19 protein-coding genes and 2 pseudogenes are annotated in these 21,738 nt (G+C 71.8%); 17 read left to right on the forward strand and 4 right to left on the reverse strand.

Annotated features, from left to right (window positions below; genetic code table 11):
* Positions 1-57 precede the first annotated feature (57 nt).
* From Pma05_RS25090 to Pma05_RS25145, 12 genes and pseudogenes are all read left to right on the forward strand, one after another.
* Positions 58-1,653 carry a hypothetical protein gene (locus Pma05_RS25090; protein WP_203859923.1) on the forward strand — a complete coding sequence of 532 codons (1,596 nt, stop codon included), beginning with the start codon at positions 58-60 and terminating at the stop codon, positions 1,651-1,653.
* A gap of 274 nt (positions 1,654-1,927) precedes the next feature.
* On the forward strand, positions 1,928-2,590 hold the full coding sequence (locus Pma05_RS25095; RefSeq protein ID WP_203859924.1) for an ArsR/SmtB family transcription factor: 663 nt from the start codon (positions 1,928-1,930) through the stop codon (positions 2,588-2,590).
* Positions 2,587-3,917 (forward strand): annotated as a pseudogene (locus Pma05_RS25100) (MFS transporter); the annotation flags it as partial. The gene Pma05_RS25095 and the pseudogene Pma05_RS25100, both read left to right, overlap by 4 nt.
* Before the next feature lie 181 nt (positions 3,918-4,098).
* Positions 4,099-4,305: a hypothetical protein gene (locus Pma05_RS25105; protein ID WP_203859926.1), complete on the forward strand. Its 207-nt coding sequence runs from the start codon at positions 4,099-4,101 to the stop codon at positions 4,303-4,305.
* Between the two features lie 76 nt (positions 4,306-4,381).
* Complete coding sequence (locus Pma05_RS25110) at positions 4,382-6,025, forward strand: replication-associated recombination protein A (RefSeq protein WP_203859927.1); 1,644 nt, start codon at positions 4,382-4,384, stop codon at positions 6,023-6,025.
* A 2,549-nt stretch (positions 6,026-8,574) separates the two neighbouring features.
* Positions 8,575-9,327, forward strand: a complete 753-nt coding sequence (locus tag Pma05_RS25115) for a hypothetical protein (RefSeq protein ID WP_372441558.1) — start codon at positions 8,575-8,577, stop codon at positions 9,325-9,327.
* A 158-nt stretch (positions 9,328-9,485) separates the two neighbouring features.
* Positions 9,486-9,956, forward strand: a complete 471-nt coding sequence (locus tag Pma05_RS25120; RefSeq protein ID WP_203859928.1) for a DUF948 domain-containing protein — start codon at positions 9,486-9,488, stop codon at positions 9,954-9,956.
* 42 nt (positions 9,957-9,998) lie between these two features.
* Positions 9,999-10,304 (forward strand): hypothetical protein, encoded by a 306-nt coding sequence (locus tag Pma05_RS25125; RefSeq protein ID WP_203859929.1) that lies wholly within the window; start codon positions 9,999-10,001, stop codon positions 10,302-10,304.
* A complete protein-coding gene (gene alaS / locus Pma05_RS25130) occupies positions 10,301-12,982 on the forward strand; it encodes an alanine--tRNA ligase (protein ID WP_203859930.1) in 2,682 nt (893 codons plus the stop codon). The genes Pma05_RS25125 and alaS overlap by 4 nt, the downstream gene beginning before the upstream one ends.
* Positions 12,983-13,229: 247 nt before the next feature.
* Positions 13,230-13,691: a Holliday junction resolvase RuvX gene (gene ruvX / locus Pma05_RS25135; protein WP_203859931.1), complete on the forward strand. Its 462-nt coding sequence runs from the start codon at positions 13,230-13,232 to the stop codon at positions 13,689-13,691.
* On the forward strand, positions 13,688-14,908 hold the full coding sequence (gene mltG / locus Pma05_RS25140) for an endolytic transglycosylase MltG (RefSeq protein WP_203859932.1): 1,221 nt from the start codon (positions 13,688-13,690) through the stop codon (positions 14,906-14,908). Before ruvX ends, mltG begins: the two co-directional genes overlap by 4 nt.
* 12 nt (positions 14,909-14,920) lie before the next feature.
* Positions 14,921-15,754: a shikimate dehydrogenase gene (locus tag Pma05_RS25145; RefSeq protein ID WP_203859933.1), complete on the forward strand. Its 834-nt coding sequence runs from the start codon at positions 14,921-14,923 to the stop codon at positions 15,752-15,754.
* A 117-nt stretch (positions 15,755-15,871) separates the two neighbouring features.
* Here the strand turns inward: Pma05_RS25145 and Pma05_RS25150 are convergent, their stop codons facing one another.
* Complete coding sequence (locus Pma05_RS25150; RefSeq protein WP_203859934.1) at positions 15,872-16,162, reverse strand: hypothetical protein; 291 nt, start codon at positions 16,160-16,162, stop codon at positions 15,872-15,874.
* Positions 16,163-16,164: 2 nt separating this feature from the next.
* On the reverse strand, positions 16,165-16,416 hold the full coding sequence (locus Pma05_RS25155) for a hypothetical protein (RefSeq protein ID WP_203859935.1): 252 nt from the start codon (positions 16,414-16,416) through the stop codon (positions 16,165-16,167).
* 255 nt (positions 16,417-16,671) lie between these two features.
* Between Pma05_RS25155 and Pma05_RS25160 the strand changes: the two genes are divergently transcribed.
* Positions 16,672-17,448: a helix-turn-helix domain-containing protein gene (locus Pma05_RS25160; RefSeq protein ID WP_203859936.1), complete on the forward strand. Its 777-nt coding sequence runs from the start codon at positions 16,672-16,674 to the stop codon at positions 17,446-17,448.
* Entirely contained in the window at positions 17,441-17,626 is a 186-nt protein-coding gene (locus Pma05_RS25165) for a DUF397 domain-containing protein (RefSeq protein ID WP_203859937.1), read from the forward strand. The genes Pma05_RS25160 and Pma05_RS25165 overlap by 8 nt, the downstream gene beginning before the upstream one ends.
* Before the next feature lie 88 nt (positions 17,627-17,714).
* Here Pma05_RS25165 and Pma05_RS25170 read toward each other — a convergent pair.
* Positions 17,715-18,359 (reverse strand): annotated as a pseudogene (locus Pma05_RS25170) (IS5 family transposase); the annotation flags it as partial.
* Between the two features lie 107 nt (positions 18,360-18,466).
* On the opposite strand from Pma05_RS25170, the gene Pma05_RS25175 reads away from it, so the two are divergent.
* On the forward strand, positions 18,467-19,036 hold the full coding sequence (locus Pma05_RS25175) for a dihydrofolate reductase family protein (RefSeq protein WP_203859938.1): 570 nt from the start codon (positions 18,467-18,469) through the stop codon (positions 19,034-19,036).
* A 266-nt stretch (positions 19,037-19,302) separates the two neighbouring features.
* On the opposite strand, the gene Pma05_RS25180 is transcribed toward Pma05_RS25175, so the two are convergent.
* Complete coding sequence (locus Pma05_RS25180) at positions 19,303-19,872, reverse strand: hypothetical protein (RefSeq protein ID WP_203859939.1); 570 nt, start codon at positions 19,870-19,872, stop codon at positions 19,303-19,305.
* A 243-nt stretch (positions 19,873-20,115) separates the two neighbouring features.
* Between Pma05_RS25180 and Pma05_RS25185 the strand changes: the two genes are divergently transcribed.
* Positions 20,116-20,304 (forward strand): hypothetical protein, encoded by a 189-nt coding sequence (locus Pma05_RS25185; protein WP_203859940.1) that lies wholly within the window; start codon positions 20,116-20,118, stop codon positions 20,302-20,304.
* Positions 20,305-20,559: 255 nt separating this feature from the next.
* On the forward strand, positions 20,560-21,546 hold the full coding sequence (locus tag Pma05_RS25190) for a WD40 repeat domain-containing protein (protein WP_203859941.1): 987 nt from the start codon (positions 20,560-20,562) through the stop codon (positions 21,544-21,546).
* Positions 21,547-21,738: the final 192 nt, after the last annotated feature.

Here is a 21,738-nt window from a genome sequence, read left to right on the forward strand (position 1 = left end):
GGCAATCGACTTGCTTCGGATGCTCATACTCGGTCCATGGCGCCCAACCCTGATCTGATGATCGACTTAGACCCGAGCGAGGTGGGATCCGAGGTCGTCAAGACCGTCGTCCTGCCTTGGTCGGGCCAGAGCATCCCCCTGAGAATCCCGGCCGGGCTCGGCGACGGCACCGTGCTGCGGCTGCCCGGCATCGGCCCGGCGACCGTGCCCGGCGGCCCGCCCCGGGACGCGTACGTCCAGATCCGGATCGTGCCGGGCGGAGGCGGTACGGTCCCCGCGAGCTTCGGAGCGGCTCCCTTCGGAGCGCCCGGGCCGGTCCCGCCGGTGACGTCGGCCCCGCCGACCACCCCGTTCGGTGCTCCGCCGCCGGTCTCGGCCCCGCCGACCGCGCCGTACGGGACGCCGCCGGTCTCCGCGCCGCCGACCAGCCCGTTCGGTGCTCCGCCGCCGGTCTCGGCCCCGCCGACCACGCCGTTCGGCGCGGGCCCGCCGGTCTCGGGTGCGCCGGCCGCTCCCTTCGGCACCCCGCCGGTCTCGGCCCCGCCGACCACGCCGTTCGGTGCTCCGCCCCCGGTGTCGGGTCCGCCGACGGCGCCGTTCGGGGCCGGCCCGCCCGGCCCGCCGTACGGTGGGTCGCCGCAGTTCGGTGCGTTTCCGCCGCAACCGCCCGCCAAGTCGGGGCGCGGCAAGATAATCGCCATCGTCGGTGGTGCCGTCGCCGTGGTCCTGCTGGTCGCGCTGGCGGTCCCGCTGCTGATCTGGGCCGGTAACCGGGGCTCCGACGGCTCGCCCTCGAACAGGACCTCCGGCCAGGGCGGGGAGCCGTCGCCGAGCGCCGCGCCGATCACCGCCCAGGAATACCAGGCGCTGCTGGCCGAGGTCGACAAGGCGGTGACGCCGGGCTTCACCCAGCTCGGTGCGGCCAAGAACCCCAAGGCGGTCGGTACCGCCGCCGGCACCATCGGGCGGGCACTCGACCAGCAGATCACCGCGCTCTCCGACGTCGTCCCGCCGCAGAACGCCGCGGCGGCACACGCCGACCTGCTGCGCGGGCTGGAGGGCATGGTCGACTCGATCACCGAGACCGGCTCGGCCGCCGGGGCCGGCGAGGTCTGCCTCGGCTCGTCGGCGCTGGCCAGGCTCAGCCGGGACCCGGCCGCCGAGGACGTACGCACCGCGCAGCAGGCGCTGGCGGCGGCGGACCCGGCGCAGCCGTACCAGGTCGGCCAGTTCGTACCGAAGAAGACGGCGGACGGCAACCGGCGGCTCGGCAACGGCGTGTACATCAAGCGGGTGCGCAGCGGTCAGGGGCAGCTCAAGATCGAGAATGGCGGCAGCAGCGACGCCGTCATCAACCTGGTGCTGGGCAACTCCAAGACCCCGACGGTCAGCGTCTACGTCCGGGCCAAGGGCAAGCACACCGTCTCCTCGATCAAGGACGGCACCTACCGGATCTACATGACCGGCGGCAAGGACTGGGACGCCCGGGCGAAGGCGTTCAGCCGGAACTGTAACTTCCAGCGGTTCGAGGACACCTTCAAGTTCACCACCACCTCCAGCCAGTACACGATCTGGACGATCACGCTGACTCCGGTCGCGGGTGGAAACGCGCAGACCAGCGAGGTCGACCCGAACGCGTTCCCGGGCGGCTGAGCGGAGGCGACGATGCCCTCCGGACGGGGGGGCGGGGGCGGTGCCAGTTGACGGCGTACCGGCCGGGTCGACGGACCCGGCCGGTACGCCTGTTCGGTTTCTGGCTCCGCCCCGTACCGCTGTCCGCCGGTAGTCGACGCCGGGCCGGTGACGCTGCTGGCGGTGGGTGGCGGTCGGTCACCGCAGTGCAGTCCTGGGCGGAGCCGTCGACCGCCTGCACAGATTCTGTGCAGAACTATTGTGCATGGAATCTGTGCACAGTTACTGTGCATCCATGGAACCTGAGCCGTCACGTCACGACGAGCCATCGCCCTCGGTGGTAGCGCTGGACAGCGCGCAGATCCGGGTCCTGGCCCATCCGCTGCGCTCCCGGCTGCTGGTCGCACTCCGCTCCGACGGTCCGGCCACCGCGACCACGTTGGCCGGGGTGCTCGACACCAACACCGGGGCCACCAGCTACCACCTGCGGCAGCTCGCCGACGCCGGGCTGGTGGTGGAGGAGCCGGACCGGGGGAGCGGGCGGCAGCGCTGGTGGCGGGCGGCGCACCAGTTCAGCAGTTGGAGCGACGCCGACTTCGCCGACGATCCCGACGCCCGGGCGGCGGCCGACTGGCTGACCCGCAACGCCGTGCGCCTGCACGCCGACCTGGCCGGGCGCTGGCTGAACGACCGGCACAACTACCCGGCCGAGTGGCAGCAGGCGACGACCTTCTCCGACGTGCTGCTCCGGCTCACCCCGACCGAGTTGCGGCAGCTCAACGACGAGCTGTGGGCCGTGGTCGGCCGCTACCGGCACGCCGTGCCGCCGATCGACCGGGTACCGGCGGCCGAGCCGGGCGACGGCACCGAACACGTACTGCTCTATCTACAGAGTTTCCCGGTACGTGGCCCGGTCCCCCTGGCCGGCGGCGGCACCGGGCCGGGGGAGGCGTCGTGAGCACACTGACCGTCCGGCAGGTACGCCGGCGTTTCCTGATCCTGCACGGGCTGCGCTGGCTGCCGATCGGGCTGCTGATTCCCGTACTCATTCTGCTGTTGCTGGAACGCGGGCTCAGCCTGCCGCAGGTCGGCTTCGTCGCCGCGGCGCAGGGACTGGTGGTACTGGCGCTGGAGTTGCCGACCGGTGGGCTCGCCGACGCGCTGGGGCGCAAACCGGTGTTGGTCGGGGCCATGCTGGTCAACCTCGGATCGTTGCTGCTCTTCCTGGCCGCCGACTCCTTCGCGCTCTTCCTCCTCGCGTTCGTGCTCCAGGGGATCTTCCGGGCCCTGGACAGCGGCCCACTCGAGTCCTGGTACGTCGACGCCGCCCTGGCCGCCGATCCGGACGCGCCGATCGAGCGGGGACTCAGCGCCGGGGGAGTCGTCCTCGGCCTCAGCATCGGCGCTGGCGCGCTGCTCAGCGGTGGGCTCGTCGCGCTCGGCCCGGTCGGCGGAATCAGCGCGCTCACCCTGCCGGTGCTGGCGTCCATCGTCCTGGAGGTCGTCGCCCTGGCCACCCTGCTCCTGCTGCTGGTGGAGGTGCGCCCGGCCGCCGGTGTCGCCGCGCTGCGCGGCTCGCTCCGGGCGGTGCCGGGCGCGATCGGCGGCGCGCTCGGGTTGGCCCGCCGCTCCCGGATCGTGCTCGCGCTGATCGCGGTGGAGCTGTTCTGGGGCTTCGGGATGGTCACCTTCGAGACGTTGCAGTCGGTCCGGCTCGCCGAGGTGCTCGGCGACCCGGACCGGGCGGCGGCGCTACTCGGCCCGACGGCCTCCGTGGCCTGGCTCGCCTCCGCGGGCGGCGCGGCGCTGATCGGGTACGCGAGCCGGTGGCTGGGCGTACCGCTCAGTGCCGGGCTGCTCCGGATCCTCCAGGGCGCCACCGTCGTCGGGATGGGACTGCTCGCCGGGCCGGTCGGGATCATCGCGGCCTACCTGCTCTGCTACGCCGTGCACGGCGCGGCCAACCCGCTGCACGCCGGTCTGCTGCACCGGCAGGTCGACGGCCCGTACCGGAACAGCGTCATCTCGCTGAACTCGATGGTGGCCCAGCCGGCCGGCGCGCTCGGCGGCGTGCTGCTCACCTCGCTGGCCGCCGCGACCTCGGTGAGTACGGCGATGGTGGTCGGCGGGATCGTGCTGGCCGTCGCCGCACCGCTCTATCTGCCCGCCTGGTGGGCGTCCCGCCGCACGGCGCCCCCGGCCCGGCCCGAGCCGGCCGAGCCGGAGCCGGTCGGCTGACCGACCGCCACCGAGGTCCGGGCGACCGAGCCGGTGCAGCCGAGCGGGTCGGTGAAGCCGGGCGAGCCGGTGCAGCCGAGCGGCGCGTGGAGCCGGCCGGCTGCCGACGCCCCGCCCTCTGGACACCGTCCGTGGCGGTCGGGGCACTCACCGGCGCCGGTGGATTGGCCCGGGGCGCTGTCGGGTACATCCTGGCCGACCTACTGGGACCCCCGCCGGGAGGAACACATGTTCGCCTACATCGCCGCCGGAGTTTTCGGCTTTGCGCTGCTGCTGGATCTGTTCGACGAGAATCTGGGCGCGCCCGACCTGTTCAACTTCCCCACCCTGGTGCTGATCGGTCTGCTCTGCCTCGCCCTGTACCTCGCCGGGGTGGGCCGGGGCGCTGGTGGTGGGGGCCGGTGGTCCCGGGGTCGCCGGCCTGGTCGGGGCTGATGTCCGTCGGATCCGCGACCGGTCCGGTTATCGGTGCATTTCCGGCACCGGAAACCGGGCCGGTAATGTCTTCCTGATGGAGTCCGACGGCCTATTCTCTCTCGTCGATCCCGTCGCCGGGCGTACCGCGCCGGCCGGGACCGCCGCCGACGGGTTCACCGTACCCTCCGCCGACTCGCCGCTGCCGGTCCGGATGCGTCCAGCCAGCCTGGACGAGCTGGTCGGGCAGGACCATCTGCTCGCACCCGGGGCGCCGCTGCGACAGCTCGTGACGGGTACGTCACCGATGTCGGTGATCCTGTGGGGGCCGCCGGGCAGCGGCAAGACCACCATCGCGCACCTGGTGGCGCACGCCACCGAGCGACGCTTCGTGGCGATGTCGGCGCTCTCCGCCGGTGTCAAGGACGTCCGTGCGGTGATCGACACCGCCCGTCGGGAGCGGCGGGCCGGCGGGCGTCCGACCGTGCTCTTCATCGACGAGGTGCACCGGTTCAGCAAGACCCAGCAGGACTCCCTGCTGGCCGCGGTCGAGGACCGTACTGTCACCCTGCTGGCGGCCACCACGGAGAACCCGTACTTCTCGGTCATCTCGCCGCTGCTGTCCCGGTGCGTACTGCTCACCCTGCAACCGCTGGACGACGACGCGGTACGCGGACTGCTCCGCCGCGCCGTCACCGACCAGCGTGGACTGGCCGGCGCGCTCACCCTCGCCCCGGACGCCGAGGAGCACCTGGTCCGGCTCGCCGGTGGGGACGTACGCAAGGCGCTGACCGCGCTGGAGGCGGCGGCCGGCTCGGCCACGGCGCTGGACGAGACGGTGATCAACCTGGCCACCGCCGAGCAGGCCGTCGACGTGGCGGCGGTGCGTTACGACCGTGACGGCGACGCCCACTACGACGTGGTGAGCGCGTTCATCAAGAGTCTGCGCGGCTCCGATGTGGACGCCGCACTGCACTGGCTGGCCCGGATGCTGGTGGCCGGCGAGGACGCCCGGTTCATCGCCCGGCGGATCGTGATCTTCGCGAGTGAGGACGTCGGGATGGCCGACCCCAGCGCGCTGAGTGTGGCCACCGCCGCGGCGCACGCCGTCGAGTACGTCGGTCTGCCCGAGGCGCAGCTCAACCTCGCCCATGCCGTGATCCACATGGCCACCGCACCGAAGTCCAACTCGGCGACCATGGCGATCGGCGCGGCGATCGGCGACGTACGGGCCGGTCGGGGCGGTTCGGTGCCCCGGGCGCTGCGCGACGCGCACTATTCCGGGGCACGCGGGTTGGGGCACGGCACCGGGTACCGCTATCCGCACGACGACCACCGGGGGGTGGTCACCCAGCAGTACGCCCCGGACGACCTCGTCGGGGTGGACTACTACCAGCCGAGCGGACACGGCGCCGAGCGCGCCGTCGGCACCCGGCTGCCACTGCTGCGCCGGATCGTCCGGGGGCAGCCCACACCGCCGCCGGAACGCGCCGCGACCGGCATAGCGCCAGCAGACACCGTGTACGGCAGAGCGCCAGCAGGCGCCGCGAACGGCAGAGCGCCAGAAGACGTCCCGACTGGCAGAGCGCCAGAAGGTGCCGTGCACGGCAACACGCCAGCAGACACCGTGCACGGCAACACGCCAGAAGGTGCCGTGCATGGCAACGCGCCGGAGGATGCCGTGCGGGGCACGGTGACAGCAGATGGCGGCGGTACACCCGAGGGGGAGGAAGTCCAGTGAGGCGCGGTTCGGACCGGGGCGAGGACGGCCACGACGAGCGGCGGGAACCACGGGGCAAGGGACGCCGCTGGGGCCGGGGCAAGGCGGAGGAGCCTCCGCCCGCAGCGCCGGAGGTCAGCGGCGAGGAGCTCGGCTGGATCACCGACCTGCGTACCGCCAAGGAGCAGAAGGTCGACATCGGCCCGGCCGACGGCACCACGCCGGCCGACCCGCCGGCCCGGGTCCCCGCCGCCTATGAGCGGCTGCCGGAGGCCGGCCCGGACGACACCGGTTCGATGTCGTCTCCCGGGTCGCCGTCGGCGGATCCCATGGCCGGGCCCGGTCGGCGTCGGGGCGACGAGCCGGAGCCGGGACCAGCGGTACCGCCCCGGCGCGCACCGGAGTCCCCGGACCCGGCGCAGCCCGTCCGAGGCGGCGCCGGTCCCCAGCCACCGCGGGCCGATCCACGGTCCCCAGCCGTACCGCCGACGCCGCCGTCCGTGGTCCCGCCGGTCGTGCCGGCGCCACCGCTCGGGCGGCCGGGTCGGGCGGCCGAGCCGGTCCACCCGACGGCCTGGGCCGGGCCGCCGCCGGAGCGCCGCCCGGGACCGCCGGCGGGTGACCGGGGCGAGCCGGCGATGCGGCCCGGTGCCACACCGTGGCCGGGTGAGCCGGTACCGCCGGCCGGGCACCAGCCAAGGCACGGCGGCGCGCCGGTCGAACCCGGTCCGGGGCGGCGGGCGGCGGGCGTCCGGGGCGAGGAGCCGTCCCCGGGACGCCGGGCGGCCCCGCCCACCGAACCGGGCGACGGTCGACACGGCCGCCCGGCCGGCCCCACCTCCGGTGACTTCCCCGGCCCGGGTGGCCCGGCCGGGCGGTTCGGGCCACCCGCCGCACCCGACGGCGGTGAATTCGTCGTACCGGCCTCCGGCAACGCCCCGTCCGTTCCGACCGCTCCGGCCGCACCTGGCCGTCCGGGCGCTCCCGAGCGCGACCCGGGCGGGCCGGGACGCGGCGGTCCGGTCCTGGGCGCGCGTCGCCCCGGTGCCGCCCCGCCGCCCTCCGGCGCACACGCCGCCGGCGCGGGTACGCACTCCGCCGCTGGCGGCTACTCCCCGGGAGCCGGTACGCACGCCTCCGGCGGGGCACACTCCGCAGACGGGGGCGCGCACGGCGCCGCTGGCGGTACGCACGCTGCCGCTGGGGCGTACTCGGTCGGTGGCGGTGCACATGCCGCGGTCAGTGGTCCGACCGGCGCGGGGGCGCATTCCGGCCCGGGTGGCGCACACGTGGCTGGCGAGCGGGAGAACCGCCCGTCCGGCCATCCGGAGCGGCCGGCGGACTGGATCCGCAAGGCTGGCCGGGGAGGCGTCCGGCCGGTCACCCCGGCCGCCGGATACGGGCCACCGGCTCCGGGCCCCGGAGTCGACGCGCCCGGATTTCCGCCGGTCCCGGCTGGTCCGACCGGCCCGGACCCGAGCAGCCGCCCACCCGGCGGACCGGGCCCGGTGAGCGGACCGGGTTCGGTATCCGGGCCGGGTTCACTGGGCGGGCCGGGCTCGCTGGGCGGGCCGGGTTCGGTGTCCGGGCCAGGTTCGGTGTCCGGGCCGGGTTCGGTGTCCGAGCCGGGCAGGGCGGGTAACCGGTCGGCGGGTAACCGGCCACCGTCCGGGCCGGACGGCTTCGACGGCGGGCATCCGGGCCCGGGTCGGCACGGGGCGCCGCCGACCGAGGACTCCCGGGACGACGGACGGGGTTCCCGGGGCCGCCCCGGCGCGGGTCCGTCCGGTCCGCCGTTCGGGCCCGACGGTGCCGGCGGCGGGCGGCACGGCGGGTTGCCGCCGGTCGTACCAGGGCGGCACGGCGCGGTCGCACCACCGGCCGGCGCCGGGCCGCGTGGTGACCATCCGACCACCGGAGGTCCGTCCGGAGCCGGCGCTCCGCCGGTCTCGGGTGCCCCCCGCAGCGCACCGCCGCGCGGCGGTACCCCCCGTCCGGTCGAACCGGGTGGTGAGCCGGGGTCGCCCCGGGCCGCCGCCGGGCTCGGCCGGCCTCCCGTCGAAGCGGCGGAGCGGCGCGCGGCGCCCGGCGGCAGGTACGCCGTCGAGCCGGCCGACCGGGTCGGCCCGCCGGTATCGGGACCCGGCCGGGGCGAGGGCCCCGCCGGCCGCCCGGCTGCAGGTCGCGCCGGTACGCCCGTCGACGGCGGTGCGGCTGCTCGACCGGGTGGTGCCGCCTTCGACGGTGGCGTACCGGGGCGACCCGGTGCAGCCCCGGTGTCCGGTGGCCCGGCTCGGGCGTCGGCCCGGGGGCCGGCCGCACCGGTGCACCCCGGTTCCGCCCCGCCGGCCGGCCCGACCCGGGACCCGGGCGCCGGTGGACCCGCCCGCCCCATACCGGCCGACGGCCGGGCGGCCACCACCCGTCCCGCCCCGGGACGGCTGGACGGGCCACCCCGGGACGAAGCGACCCGACCCGACCCGCCGGTCCGGCCCGACGCCCCGACCCACCCGCCGGTACGCCCGGACGGCGCCGCCCGCCCCGACGGCCCGCCCCGGCCCGACGCGGCGATGCGCTCCGCCGCCATCCCGCCGGCCGGCGGCCTCGGCTCCGACGGCGGTCCCGTCCGGTCCGATCCGGCGGAACCCCCGGCGGAACCCGCCCGGGGTGCCCGGGCCGAGTTGCGGCATCAGCTCCGCGAGCAGCGTCGACTGAAGACGATCGCCCTGCTGCTGGCCAGCCTGCTGGTGCTCGGCGCGCTGCCGACGTACTTCGGGGTCCGGGCCGCGACCCGGGATCCGGTGTTCAACTCGCTCGACGCGCTGGCGGTGCCGGCCTGGGCCGCCACCGACACGGTCGACGGGGTGAGCGGCAGCCGGTGGTGCTTCATCGAGTGCCGTTTCCGGGAGCGGACCGTCGAGTCGGACCGGAAGTGGGAGGAGACGGCGCAGGCCTACGAGACCGCCCTGGCCCGCGAGGGGTGGCAGCCGTGGAAGGTGGCGCTCTGCCCGGAACAGCCGCTCGACGGGCGCTACACCTGCTGGCGCCGGGACGAGCTGACCCTCGACATGTGGGTACGGCAACCCACCTGCCCCGACCCGGCGGTCACCGCCCCGGGTGCGATCCCGTCACCGGCCGCGACCGGGCCGGACGGGGTGAACTGTGAGGGTGCACTCGTCTCGATCAAGGTCCGCAACGCGATCGAGGACGACCGGATCGGCCCGCAGCCGACCACCGACCCGTCGCTGACCGGTGTGGACCCGGATCCGCTCTTCACCGACGATCCGCTCGGCGGGTTGACCCCCACACCGACCCCGTCGTGAGGTCGGCGTTCGTCACCGACGGTAGGGTTCGGGGTTGGTACTCCGAAGGGCATTCCGGGTAACCGTCGTGACACGGCGCCGGACGTCCGGGTGAGACGCCTCGCGCGCGATTTCCGAGACGGTGCATATTCCGAGACGGTGCATAGAGGAGGACACGGGTGGACGCTGGAGAGATCGGCCAGATCGCCGCGCTCGTCGCGGCCGGGGCGTTCCTGATGCTGGTGTTGGTGCTGGCCAGGCCGATCTGGCGGCTGGGCAACACGGTGGACGCGGCGACCCAGGCGATCAACGACATCAACGACCGCACGGCACCGCTGCTCGCCAACATGAACGTCACGGTGGAGAACGTGAACACCGCGCTGGGCCAGGTGCACACCTCGCTGGACGGGGTGAACATCCAGCTCGCCAAGATCGACACGATGACCGGTCACGCCCAGAACGTCACCGCCAACATCGCCAACCTGAGCACCGTCGTCTCGGCCGCTGCGGCGAACCCGCTGGTCAAGGTGGCCGCCTTCGGGTACGGCGTACGGCGGGCCGCCGCCGCCCGGCGGCATGCCGAGGAGGAGCGCGAGGTCCGTACCACCCTCAAGCAGCAGCGTCGGGCCGCCCGGCGCGGCGGGCACTGACCCGGCGCGCGGGGCGATCCGGTACGGAGGAAGGATGAGGCCATGAAACGACTGCTCTGGTTGGGCATCGGGCTGGCCGTCGGTGCGCTGGTCGTCCGCAAGCTGACCCGCACCGCCCAGGCGTACACGCCGGGTGGGATCGCGAGTTCGGTGGCGGATTCGGCGGGTGGCCTGGTGCAGTCCCTGCGGGACTTCGCGGACGACGTCCGGGACGGCATGGCCGAGCGTGAGCAGCAGATCCACCAGGCGTTCGCCGAGGGTGTCGCGTTCGACGACCAGTTCGAGGAACTGCGCGAGGACCCCAGGATCGGCGACCGTGAGTTGTTTCCGGAGGAAGGCACCCGATGAAAACGGCGGAAGTCAAGCGGCGCTACCTGGCGCACTTCGAGGCCAACGGGCACACCGTGGTGCCGTCTGCTCCGCTGCCGGCGATCGACGACCCGAACCTGCTGTTCGTCAACGCCGGCATGGTGCAGTTCGTGCCGTACTTCCTCGGCCAGCAGACGCCGCCGTTCCGCCGGGCGGTGTCGGTGCAGAAGTGCATCCGTACCCCGGACATCGACGAGGTGGGCAAGACCAGCCGGCACGGCACGTTCTTCCAGATGAACGGGAACTTCTCGTTCGGTGACTATTTCAAGGAAGGCGCGATCTCGCTCGCCTGGGACCTGGTGACCAAGCCGGTCGCCGAGGGCGGTTTCGGGCTGGACCCGGAGCGGATCTGGCCGACGGTCTACCTGGACGACGACGAGGCCGAGACGCTGTGGCGCAAGATCGGTGTGCCGGCGGAGCGGATCGTCCGGCGCGGCAAGGCGGACAACTTCTGGTCGATGGGGATCCCGGGGCCGTGCGGGCCGTGTTCGGAGATCTACTACGACCGGGGCCCGGCGTACGGGGCCGAGGGTGGTCCGGCGGTCGACGAGGACCGCTACCTGGAGTTCTGGAACCTGGTCTTCATGCAGTTCGAGCGGGGTCCGGGGACCGACAAGGAGAACTTCCCGATCCTCGGTGACCTGCCGGCGAAGAACATCGACACCGGGATGGGTCTGGAGCGGATGGCCGCGATCCTCCAGGGTGTCGACAACCTCTACGAGATCGACGAGGTGCGGCCGATCCTGGACCGGGCGGCCGAGCTGACCGGGCGGCAATATGGTGCCCGCTCGGGGCACGCGGCGAGCGAGTCGCACCCGGACGACGTACGGCTGCGGGTGGTCGCCGACCACGTGCGGACCGCGCTGATGCTGATCGGTGACGGGGTGACCCCGGCCAACGAGGGGCGCGGCTACGTGCTGCGCCGGATCATGCGGCGGGCGATCCGGGCGATGCGGCTGCTCGGCTGGCAGGACCGGGCGCTGCCGGAGCTGCTGCCGGTGGCCCGGGACTGCATGTCCCCGTCCTACCCCGAGCTGGCGAGCGAGTTCGACCGGATCTCGTCGTACGCGTACGCAGAGGAGGACGCGTTCCTCTCCACCCTGCGGGCCGGTACGACGATCCTGGACACCGCGATCGCCGAGACCCGTACGGCGGGCGGCGCGAAGCTGTCGGGTGACAAGGCGTTCCAACTGCACGACACGTACGGCTTCCCGATCGACCTGACCCTGGAGATCGCCGCCGAGCAGGGCCTGTCGGTGGACCAGGACGGGTTCCGCCGGCTGATGGCCGACCAGCGGGCCCGGGCCAAGGCCGACGCGCAGGCCCGGAAGACCGGCCATGTCGACCTCTCCGCCTACCGTTCGGTGCTGGACTCCGGTGGTCCGGTGCAGTTCACCGGCTACACCGAGGTCTCCCGGGAGTCGTCGGTGCGGGCGCTGCTCGGCGCCGGTGGCGCACCGGTCGAGGTGGCCGGCGAGGGCGACACGATCGAACTGGTGCTGGACGCGACCCCGTTCTACGCCGAGGGCGGTGGCCAGCAGCCGGATGTCGGCCTGATCACCGTCGGCGAGGGTCAGGTCGAGGTGCTCGACGTGCAGCAGCCGATTCCGGGGCTGATCGTGCACCGGGCCCGGGTGGTCCGTGGTGAGGTACGCACCGGCGAGGCCGGCCTCGCCGAGATCGACGTGGTACGCCGCCGCGCGATCTCCCGCTCGCACACCGCCACCCACCTGGTGCACCAGACGATGCGCAACTTCCTCGGCGAGTCGGCGACCCAGGCCGGTTCGCTGAACGCGCCGGGCCGGCTCCGGTTCGACTTCAACACCCCGACCGGGGTGGCGCCGAGCGTGCTGCTCGACGTGGAGCAGCAGGTCAACGAGGTGCTGCTGGCCGACCTGGAGGTGAACGCCTTCATCACCTCCCAGGAGGAGGCCCGCCGGCTCGGCGCGATGGCGCTCTTCGGCGAGAAGTACGGCGACGAGGTGCGGGTCGTCGAGGTCGGCGACTACGCCCGGGAGCTGTGCGGCGGTACCCACGTGGCCCGCTCGGCCCAGCTCGGCCTGGTGAAGATCCTCTCCGAGTCCTCGATCGGCTCCGGGGTACGCCGGGTCGAGGCGCTGGTCGGGCTGGACGCGTTCCGCTTCCTGGCCAAGGAGCACCTGCTGGTCTCCCGGCTCGCCGAGCTGTACCGGGTCCCCGGCGACCAGGTGGCCGACCGGGTCGAGCAGACCGTCGCGCAGCTCCGGGACGCCGAGCGGGAGTTGGAGAAGCTCCGCGCCCAGCTCGTGCTCGGCGGTGCGGCGGCGCTCGCCTCGGCGGCCCGGGACATCCGTGGGGTCGCCTTCGTCGGCACCGAGGCACCGGAGGGCGCGGCCGGCAACGACGTGCGTACCCTCGCCCAGGAGATCCGGGGCAAGATCGACCCGGCCCGCCCGGCGGTGGTCGCGGTGGCGGCCCGGGCGAACGGCAAGGCGTCGCTGGTGGTGGCGGTGAACGGCGCGGCCAAGGACCGGGGCGTCTCGGCGGCGGCCCTGGTCAAGGGCGCGCTCTCCGGCCGGGGTGGCGGCAACGCCGACCTGGCCCAGGGCGGTGGCCTGCCGGCCGGCGAGGCGCCGAGCCTGCTGGCGGCGGTCGAGAAGGCGCTCGCCGAGGCGTGACCTCGGGCAATGGTTGCTCCCCGGCGGGCCGTTGTGATTGGATCTTCAGCCACGACGGCTCGCCGGTTCGGGCGGATCTGCCCGGGACCGGCCGACAGGAATCGGATGATCCAGATTTTCTGGTGGCGTAACACGATGAACCGACCTTTCCCGGGCGGCGCGATGATCCGCTCGCACTCCGGCGCGGCACGATGACCCGATCTCACTCCGGCGCGGCACCGGCCGCCGACCGACAACGAGACGCACGATGACCGCTCCTCCCCGTGGCGCACGGCTCGGCGTGGACGTCGGCCAGGTACGCGTGGGCGTGGCGCTCTCCGACCCGGACGGGATCCTGGCCACCCCACTGGTGACGCTGGCCCGGGACCTGAAGACCGGTATTGAGGCGGTTCCAGCCGATATCTCGGAAATCGCGCGGCTCGTCGAACTCCACGAGGTGATCACGGTGGTGGTCGGTCTGCCGGTGACACTCGCCGGTGGGCACGGGCCGGCGGCGACCCAGGCGAAGGCGTACGCCAAACGGCTGGCTGCGGCGATCACGCCGGTGCCGGTCGATCTGGTGGATGAAAGGATGTCGACCGTCGTGGCTTCTCGTAGGCTAGCCGAGCGGGGCGTCCGAGGAAGGCGTCAACGGGCGGTGGTCGATCAGGCGGCCGCGGTGGAGATTCTGCAGAGCTGGCTAGACAGGCAGCGGAGGCGGACGGGATGATCGACGAGTTGGAGCTCGCGTTCGACGAGCGTGCGGAGAAGGGACGGCACCGGCGCGGCGCGCAACGCAAACGCAACGGCAAGAAGAAGCGTGGCGGGCGGGGTCGTACCGTCGCGGCCCTGCTGATGACGTTCGTGCTGCTGGGCGTGCTCGGCGGCGCCGGCTGGTACGGCTTCGACCGGGTACAGGGCTACTTCGTCACCCCGGACTACGACGGCGGTGGCAGCGGTGAGGTCCAGGTCCAGGTCGAACAGGGCCAGAGCATCGCCGACATCGCCAACACGCTGGTCGCGGCGGGCGTCGTCAAGAGCACCAAGGCGTTCATCGAGGCGGCCCAGGAGAACTCCCGGAGCCAGAACATCCAGCCGGGCGTATACAAGGTCCGCAAGGAGATGAACGCGAAGGCGGCGCTGGGCCTGCTGCTCGACCTGAAGAACAAGCTCGTCAACGGCTTCCTGGTCAAGGAGGGCGCGACCGCCAAGCAGATCTTCAAGGCGCTGGCGGCCGATACGAAGCTCCCGGTCAAGGACTTCGAGACCGCCGCCAAGGACCTGGAGGGGCTCGGCATCGCCGACTTCTGGTTCAAGCGCGACGACAAGCAGTCGGTTCGGAAGTCGATCGAGGGCTTCCTCTTCCCGGACACCTACGAGCTTCCGCCGAACGCCACCGCCGAGGCGATCCTCAAGCTGATGGTCCAGCGCTTCCTGTCGGTCGCCGAGGATATCGACTTCGTCGACCGGGTGCAGAAGGAGCGCGAGATCAGCCCGTACGAGGCGCTGATCGTGGCGTCGCTGGCCCAGGCCGAGGCGGGCAACGCCGACGACCTCGGCAAGGTCGCCCGGGTGGCGTACAACCGGATCTACAGCGGGGACCACTACTGCAAGAACGGCAACGGCCTGACCGGCTGCCTGGAGTTCGACGTCGGGGTCAACTACTACTGGGAGCTGACCGGCAAGAAGACCAAGCGGTCCGGGGACATGACCGACGCGGAACTCTTCGATACGAAGAACCCGTACCGGATGCACGGCAAGGCCGGTCTGCCCCCGGGGCCGATCAACAACCCTGGTCAGAAGGCCCTGGAGGGGGCGATGAACCCGCCGCCGGGCAAGTGGCTGTTCTTCGTGGCGGTCGACAAGGAAGGCCACTCGGAGTTCGCGGAGACGAACGAGCAACACGAGCGGAACAAGCAGAAGGCCCGTGAGAACGGCGTGCTCTGAGGTGACGGCGAGGTGAGCGCCCAGCGCCGGGCGGCGGTGCTGGGCAAGCCGATCGCCCACTCGCTCTCCCCGGTGATCCACAACGCCGGTTACGCGGCGGCCGGGTTGACCGGGTGGTCCTACACCGCGATCGAGTGTGCCGAGGCCGAGCTGCCCGACCGGGTGGCCGGGCTCGGCCCGGAGTGGGCGGGGCTCTCCCTGACCATGCCGCTGAAGGAGGCGGCGCTCGCGGTGGCCACCGAGGTCTCGCCGGTCGCCGCCGCGATCGGCGCCGCCAACACTCTGGTACGCCGACCGGACGGCTCCTGGGCCGCCGACAACACCGACGTACCGGGGATGGTCGACGTGCTGACCGGCGCAGGCGTGCCAGCCGGTGCCGAGGTGGTGCTGCTCGGTGCCGGCGGTACGGCCCGAGCCGCGCTCGCCGCCGCGGTCCAGTTGGCCGCCCGCCGGGTCACCTGCCGGGTACGCCGTCCCGCCGCCGGTGCGGAACTCGCCCGGCTGGCCGGCGCGCTCGGGCTGCGGTTCGAGATCGCGGACTGGGCGGCTCCGGCCGCCGAGCGGGACGGCGCGGATCTGGTGATCTCCACCGTGCCGAAGGGCGCCGCCGACGGTTTCGCCGGGGCGGCCCGGTCCTGGCGGCCCGAGACGGTCTTCTTCGACGTCGTCTACGACCCGTGGCCGACCCCGCTGGCTGCGGCAGCGGCGGGGGCCGGCTGCCGGATCGTCTCCGGCCTCGACCTGCTGCTGGCCCAGGCGGTCGGGCAGTTCGCGCAGTTCACCGGGGTACCCGCCCCGGTGTCCGAGATGCGTTCCGCCCTCGCCGCCGCCCGCGCCGCGCACTAAGCCGGATCCGGGTCGCGCGGACGACGCAGTTCGGATACTCGGGCGGACAAAGGCCCGCCCCGGAACGCCGAGGGGAAGGCGGCGAACCGAGGCGGGCCGGTTGGGTGATGAGGCAGGTCATTGGCGGCGCCGGGGCACCCAGTAGAGGATCTGTCCGGCGATCAACGCGGGGTGTGTGTCGGGCATCGCTTGCAGTGCGCGGGTGAGGTGCACACCGAGGTACATCATCAGTCCGACCCGGTTGCCTCTGAAGCCGATGAGCAGGGCCAGGCGGGCGGGCGCACAGGGCCAGGGGTCCCGACAGGTCTCGCAGTTGTACGACTGCGCCGGAGTGTGCCTGCCGGTCGGGTAGCGCCGCTGGGCGAGCCGTCGCATGTGCCGGTACCAGCGCTCCTGTGGCCCGATCACGGCTACATCCGACCGGCTCGCTCGGCGGCTGACTCCCGTTCGCCGTAGTGGCCCCGGTAGGTCTGGGCTGGTGTCAGCGCGCCGGCCCGGCCGATCTGTTGCCGTCCGGACGGCGAGTTCCAGATCGGATCGTCGCTGCCGTCCCTGCCCTGCCGCGACCGGCGCACGTTGGCTGGCGGCGGTCCGATCGGAGCCGAGCGCGTCACCTTGGGCGAGAACGCCTCCATGCCGGCCCGATACTCCGCCTCGGTCATCGGTCGCAGCGGGGGACCGAATGGCAGCGGAACCCGTTTGAGCGAGTCCGGGCAGACCCAGCGGTGGCCACATCGGCAATAGCGCCACAGCCGTCGCCAGTCACGTTGGTGGGGCCGCCTTCCGTGCGTCATTGGTTCACCTCTCAGTCGCTTGGTCTGCCCTCCACCCTGGACCGGAAGCCGCGTGGAGCGGAAGATAAGCGAGCGAGAGTATCGAAGGATATTGACTAGTTGATCTGGAGCCGGGTGGATTAAGTGAATGACCTACGCGAGATCCTCAGGACACAGCGAACGCGGGCGAAGCGAACCCGTGATCAGGTGGGGGCGGCCGTTGGCCTGAGTGGCGCGTCGATCGCGGCGTTCGAGCAGGGCCGGATGATTCCTCAGCCGGACACCGCCGAACGCCTTGACGAGCATTTCAAGACCGGAGACCAGATCCAGCGTGCGACCAGGGAGGCGCGAGAGGATGCCCGGCCCACCTGGCTGCGCCCCTGGACGGAGCACGAGCAGCGGGCAACCATGTTGCGCTGCTTCGAACACAGCCTGATTCCCGGACTTCTCCAGACCGAGGGGTACACCCGGGCGCTGCTGGCCAGCGGCAGGCTGCCCGATGAGGTGATCGACCGGACAACGCAGGTCCGGCGTGAACGGCAGGCCGCAACGATCGACCGGCCCAACCCTCCGATGCTGTCTGCGGTCATCTGTGAGGTGGCCCTTGGCTATGGGCCTGTCGACGTCATGAAGGGGCAGCTAGAGCATCTGATCGAGGTGAGTCGCCGGCCGCAGGTGCAAATCCTGGTTGTGCCCCGGGCTGCTGGCCTGCATCCTGGCCTCCAGGGAGCGTTCGTGCTGGCGACCCTTCCGGCCCGAGGGCGGGCCGTCTATCTTGACGACCAGCTTCGAGGACGTTCGGTGACTGACGGGGCGGACGTGGACGAACTGGAGCGATCGTGGGAGATCGTCCGAGGTCTGGCCCTGCCTGTAAGCTTGTCGCAAGACCTGATCATGAAGGCGGTCAACAACCATGACTGAGCCGAACTGGCACAAGAGCAGCCGCAGCGGCACCAACCAGGGCAACTGCGTGGAGGTTGCCGAAAACCTTCCGGGCCGGGTGCTGGTCCGGGACACCAAGGATCGGGATGGCGGCACCCTGACGTTCGGCCCGGCCGCTTGGCGGGCGTTCGTCGGCGAGGTGGCCCGGTTGCCGTAGCCGCCAGAGGCACGACCAGCGCCCCGACCCGGTCGACCGGGTGGGTGGGGCGTTGCGTCGGCTCTAGGCCGTGTTTCATAGGTGACGGTTATAGCCACTCGTTGATGGCGACGATGTGCAGGGTGGCCAGGTAGCGGACGGCGAGTTTGTCGTACCGGGTGGCCATCCCACGGTGGCGTTTGAGCCGGTTGATGCCGCACTCCACGGAGTGTCGCTGCTTGTAGATCTCGGGGTCGAAGGCCGGCGGACGGCCGCCCTTCGACCCCTTCTTCCGCCGGTTGGCCGCCTGGTCGACCTTGATCGGAATCGTGGCCGGGATACCGCGCCGACGCAGGTGCTCACGGTTTGCCCGGGAGCTGTACGCCTTGTCTGCGAGGACCCGGTCAGGTCGAGTACGAGGCCGGCCGCAGGCCGGTCTGGGTACTCGAATACCGGCCAGGACCCGGGCGAACTCGGGACTGTCGCCACGGTGCCCAGCGGTCAGCAGCATGACCAGGGGCTTGCGGCCCTGCTCACACCCCAGGTGCACCTTGGCGGTCCAGCCTCCCCGAGATCGTCCCAGCGCGTGATCGGCAGGTTCCTCCTGCCCTCCACCTGGCGGCTCCCTCTGCGACTCCGGTTCGGTACGGGCACCAGCGGCATGCTGATGCGCCCGAGTGACGGTGGAATCGATGCTGACGTCCCAGCCGATCAGGCCAGCGGCGTCGGCGCGGACCTGCAAGCCGGTCACGATCGGCGGCGTTGATGTAGTGCGATCGGGGCACCGATGAGAAATGCCGCCGGCGGTCGTCTAAGTAGGGTCCGATGAACGCGGGGCGCGCATCAAGGGAGAGCAACGAGATGAGACCACTTCGCTACTCGATCAACGTCACGCTCGACGGCTGCTGCCATCACGAGGCAGGGCTCCCCCCGGACGAGGAGACGATGCGCTACTGGACCGCTGAGATGGCACGAGCCGATGCCCTGCTGTTCGGCCGGGTGACCTACGAGATGATGGAGTCGGCGTGGCGGAAGCCGGCCACGGGCACGTGGCCTGACTGGATGGATGAGTGGCAGATCCCGTTCGCCGAGACCATCGACCGGGCGAAGAAGTACGTCGTGTCGAGCACGCTGAGCGGGGTCGATTGGAATGCCGAGCTGGTGCGAGGCGACTTGGGGCAAGCGCTTCAGCGGCTCAAGCAGGAGCCAGGCGAGGGCCTGTGGGTGGGTGGCGTGACGCTCCCCCTGGCGTTGGCAGATCTGGGACTGATCGACGAGTACGAGTTCCTTGTGCAGCCGGTCCTTGCCGGACACGGGCCGACGTTGCTCGCCGGCTTAGGCGAGCGGCTTGAGCTGAAGCTCGTGGGGCGCCAGGAGTTCCGGTCGGGGGCGGTCGCCCTGCGGTACCGGCCCGCGCGAGTTACGGCTTGACGTGATTTGTCCTGGCGCGTTGGCCGCTGCCTCACGACGGAACGACGGATCGGGTTGCATGACGAGGGCCGCCGGCTGACCCAGAACGCGCGGCCATATCGACGTGGGCGGCTGTCACTGAGGTGCCGGTGGAGGACCAGCGCAAACGTTGCCTGACGCGGCACTAGGAGCTTTGAAACACGGCCTAGTACCCCGGCCGTAGCTGTCCGAGCGCCCAGCCCTGCCGGTTGTCGGCAGGGCTGGGCTCACGGGCTTACCGGGTGGTTCTAGGAGTCGAAAAGCTCGATCATGTCGATTTTGTTGTTCCAGGTCCCGCCGCAGGCTCGCGGAGTGTTGGAGAGGTTGTAGATTGCCAGGTTCGGCCGGGCGAGAAGCGTCTCGTTCGGGCAACTGCTGTCGATCAGGACAACGTGACCGGACCGGTTGTTGAAGTAACTTGTGATCAGGTTGTTGACGTCCGGGAACGAGTACGCCAGGGATAGCGAACCCGAGGCGGACCGCCAGTGCCAGGGATAGGCCGAGTTGAAGTCCGCCGCGGCCCAGAAGCAGAATCGACCTTCGAGGCAGTCGTTGATCGAGAGCGGCGCCGTGACGACCTCGGAGGTCGCCCCGGACGCCCTGGACGTCCCGGCCGGCCCGCTGCCGGTGATCTCGGCCGCCACCGCCGCCGCCTTGTCTTCATAGCAGGTGAGCTTGCCGTCGCCGTGCCGGAAGCAGAACTCCGCACCGCTCTTGCCGGGAGGCGCGGCGGTTTCCGCCGCAGCCGGCGCGGCCGCAACGGCCGCAAGTGAAATCGCGGCGGCGAGTGTCGCCATCGTGTAACGAAGGACCCGCATTGTCCATTCCTTCCGCACAACGGTGCCGTCTCACCAACTGGCGAGACCCGGGGCGCAGGTTTCCATTCCTGGTCGTTACGGCCTGGATGCCTACGCCAACTCCACGATGGCGCTTCCGGACGTACCGCCACAGGCCGGCAACCGGACATTCACCGGACAGATCATGCGCCTGGTGCGGTGGTTCAGGTGAGTCGACGGGGGGTAGTCCTGTCATGCCCCGCGAGCCTGGAGGCCGGCCGAACCATGACTGACGCAACCGCACTCGTCACCGTTTTCGCAGAGCGCGACGCCGAAACCCTCGGCCTCACCGTCCGGGTGCTCCCGGACGGCCGGATCCAGGTCGTCACCGGGGACCGCGAGTGGACACTGCACCGGGACGACTCGTACACCGTCGCCTCGACGGCGATGTCGGCGATGGCGGACTCGGAGTGACCGGCGAACCGCGTACCCGGTAGCCGAGCGTCGCCACGATCGGCAGAACCTACTGTTCATGATTCATTCGGCTCTCTTCGACGGTCCACCGGATGCCGGCGACCCGGAGGAGTTGGGCGAGTGTTGCCCGGCGTGGGGACCAGCAGCGGTAGAAGGCCGCCGCCGGCGCGCTCCTGGAAGGTGGCTGGTACGGCAGGCTTCGTCCCCGAACCGGAGCCACGCGAGTTGTCGGATCGGACGGCTATCCTCCGCCGCGTGTCCGATGAGCGATTGATCTGGAATTCCCGCATTCCGTCCCGCAGTCCGGTGCAGGACTTCGCCGTGATCGATGTGGATGGCCGTCCGCTGGTGGTGTGTGCCGACTGGGGGAACAGGGTATGGACCTGGGACCTGCTCGCCGACGAGTGGGTCGAACGACCGCTGGCAGAGCTCGGCGACGGGTTGTACCGCGAATTCCAGCACGTGGCCGTCGAAGTCCTCAATGGACGTACGGTGCTCGCAACGGGCGGGCCGCGCCAGAACCTGGCCCTGTGGGATCTGTTCGGCGGCCAACTGCTCAGCCCTCCGCCGTTGGACCGCGCAGGTGTCCACGCGCTGGCGGCGGCACAGGTCGGCGGGCAGTTGACCCTCCTGGCCGGCGCCGGGTACCCCGACGTCTACTCGTGGGATCCGTCCCGGGTCGGGCCGGCGGTGCGGGCGGCGCCGCGGCTTTCCGGACACCGGGACGACATGTCCGGCGTCGCGGTGGCGCGACTCGACGGGCGTCACCTCGTGGTGTCCGGCGGTTACGACCGCAGGCTGGTGCTGTCGGATCTGGAGAGCGGTGAGCTGATCGTCGAGCTTTGGCCGGGCGGGGTCCCCCGTGCCGTGAAGCTGGCCACCGTCGGTGGTCGTCCCGTCGTCGTGGCGGCGAGCGATGCCGGAGAGACGAGCGATCGCGGAGAGGTGTGGATCTTCGACCCCGTCACCGCCGAACCGGTCGGCGCGGCACTCGCCGGGCACGAGAACCGCATCCTCGCCTTGGATGTCGCCGCGATCGGCGACCGGACGATCGCCGTGACCGGCAGCGAGGACGGGACCGCCAGGATCTGGGACCTGGCAGCCGCCCGACAACTCGGTGCACCGCTCACCGGCCACCGCGACGAGATCTTCAGCGTCGTGATCGCCACCGTTCGCGGTCGTCGGGTCGCGTTGACCGCCGGCCGGGACGGCAGGGTACGCGTCTGGGACCTGACGCCCTGAACGCGAAGTCGCTTCGAGAATCGTGTGCTGCTACTACCCCTGGAGGGGTAGTAGCAGCACACGCACCGGTCGTCGGCGGTCCGTTCCGGTTGTGACCGGGAGGTCGGAGTAGGCGAGTGTACGGCGACGTATGCACTTACATATGCGCATCGCTCAATAGCCTGGGTGGACCGTGAGGACCCCCAGAGGTGA

The organism is Plantactinospora mayteni (genome assembly GCF_016862935.1).
Classification (GTDB): Bacteria; Actinomycetota; Actinomycetes; order Mycobacteriales; family Micromonosporaceae; genus Plantactinospora; species Plantactinospora mayteni.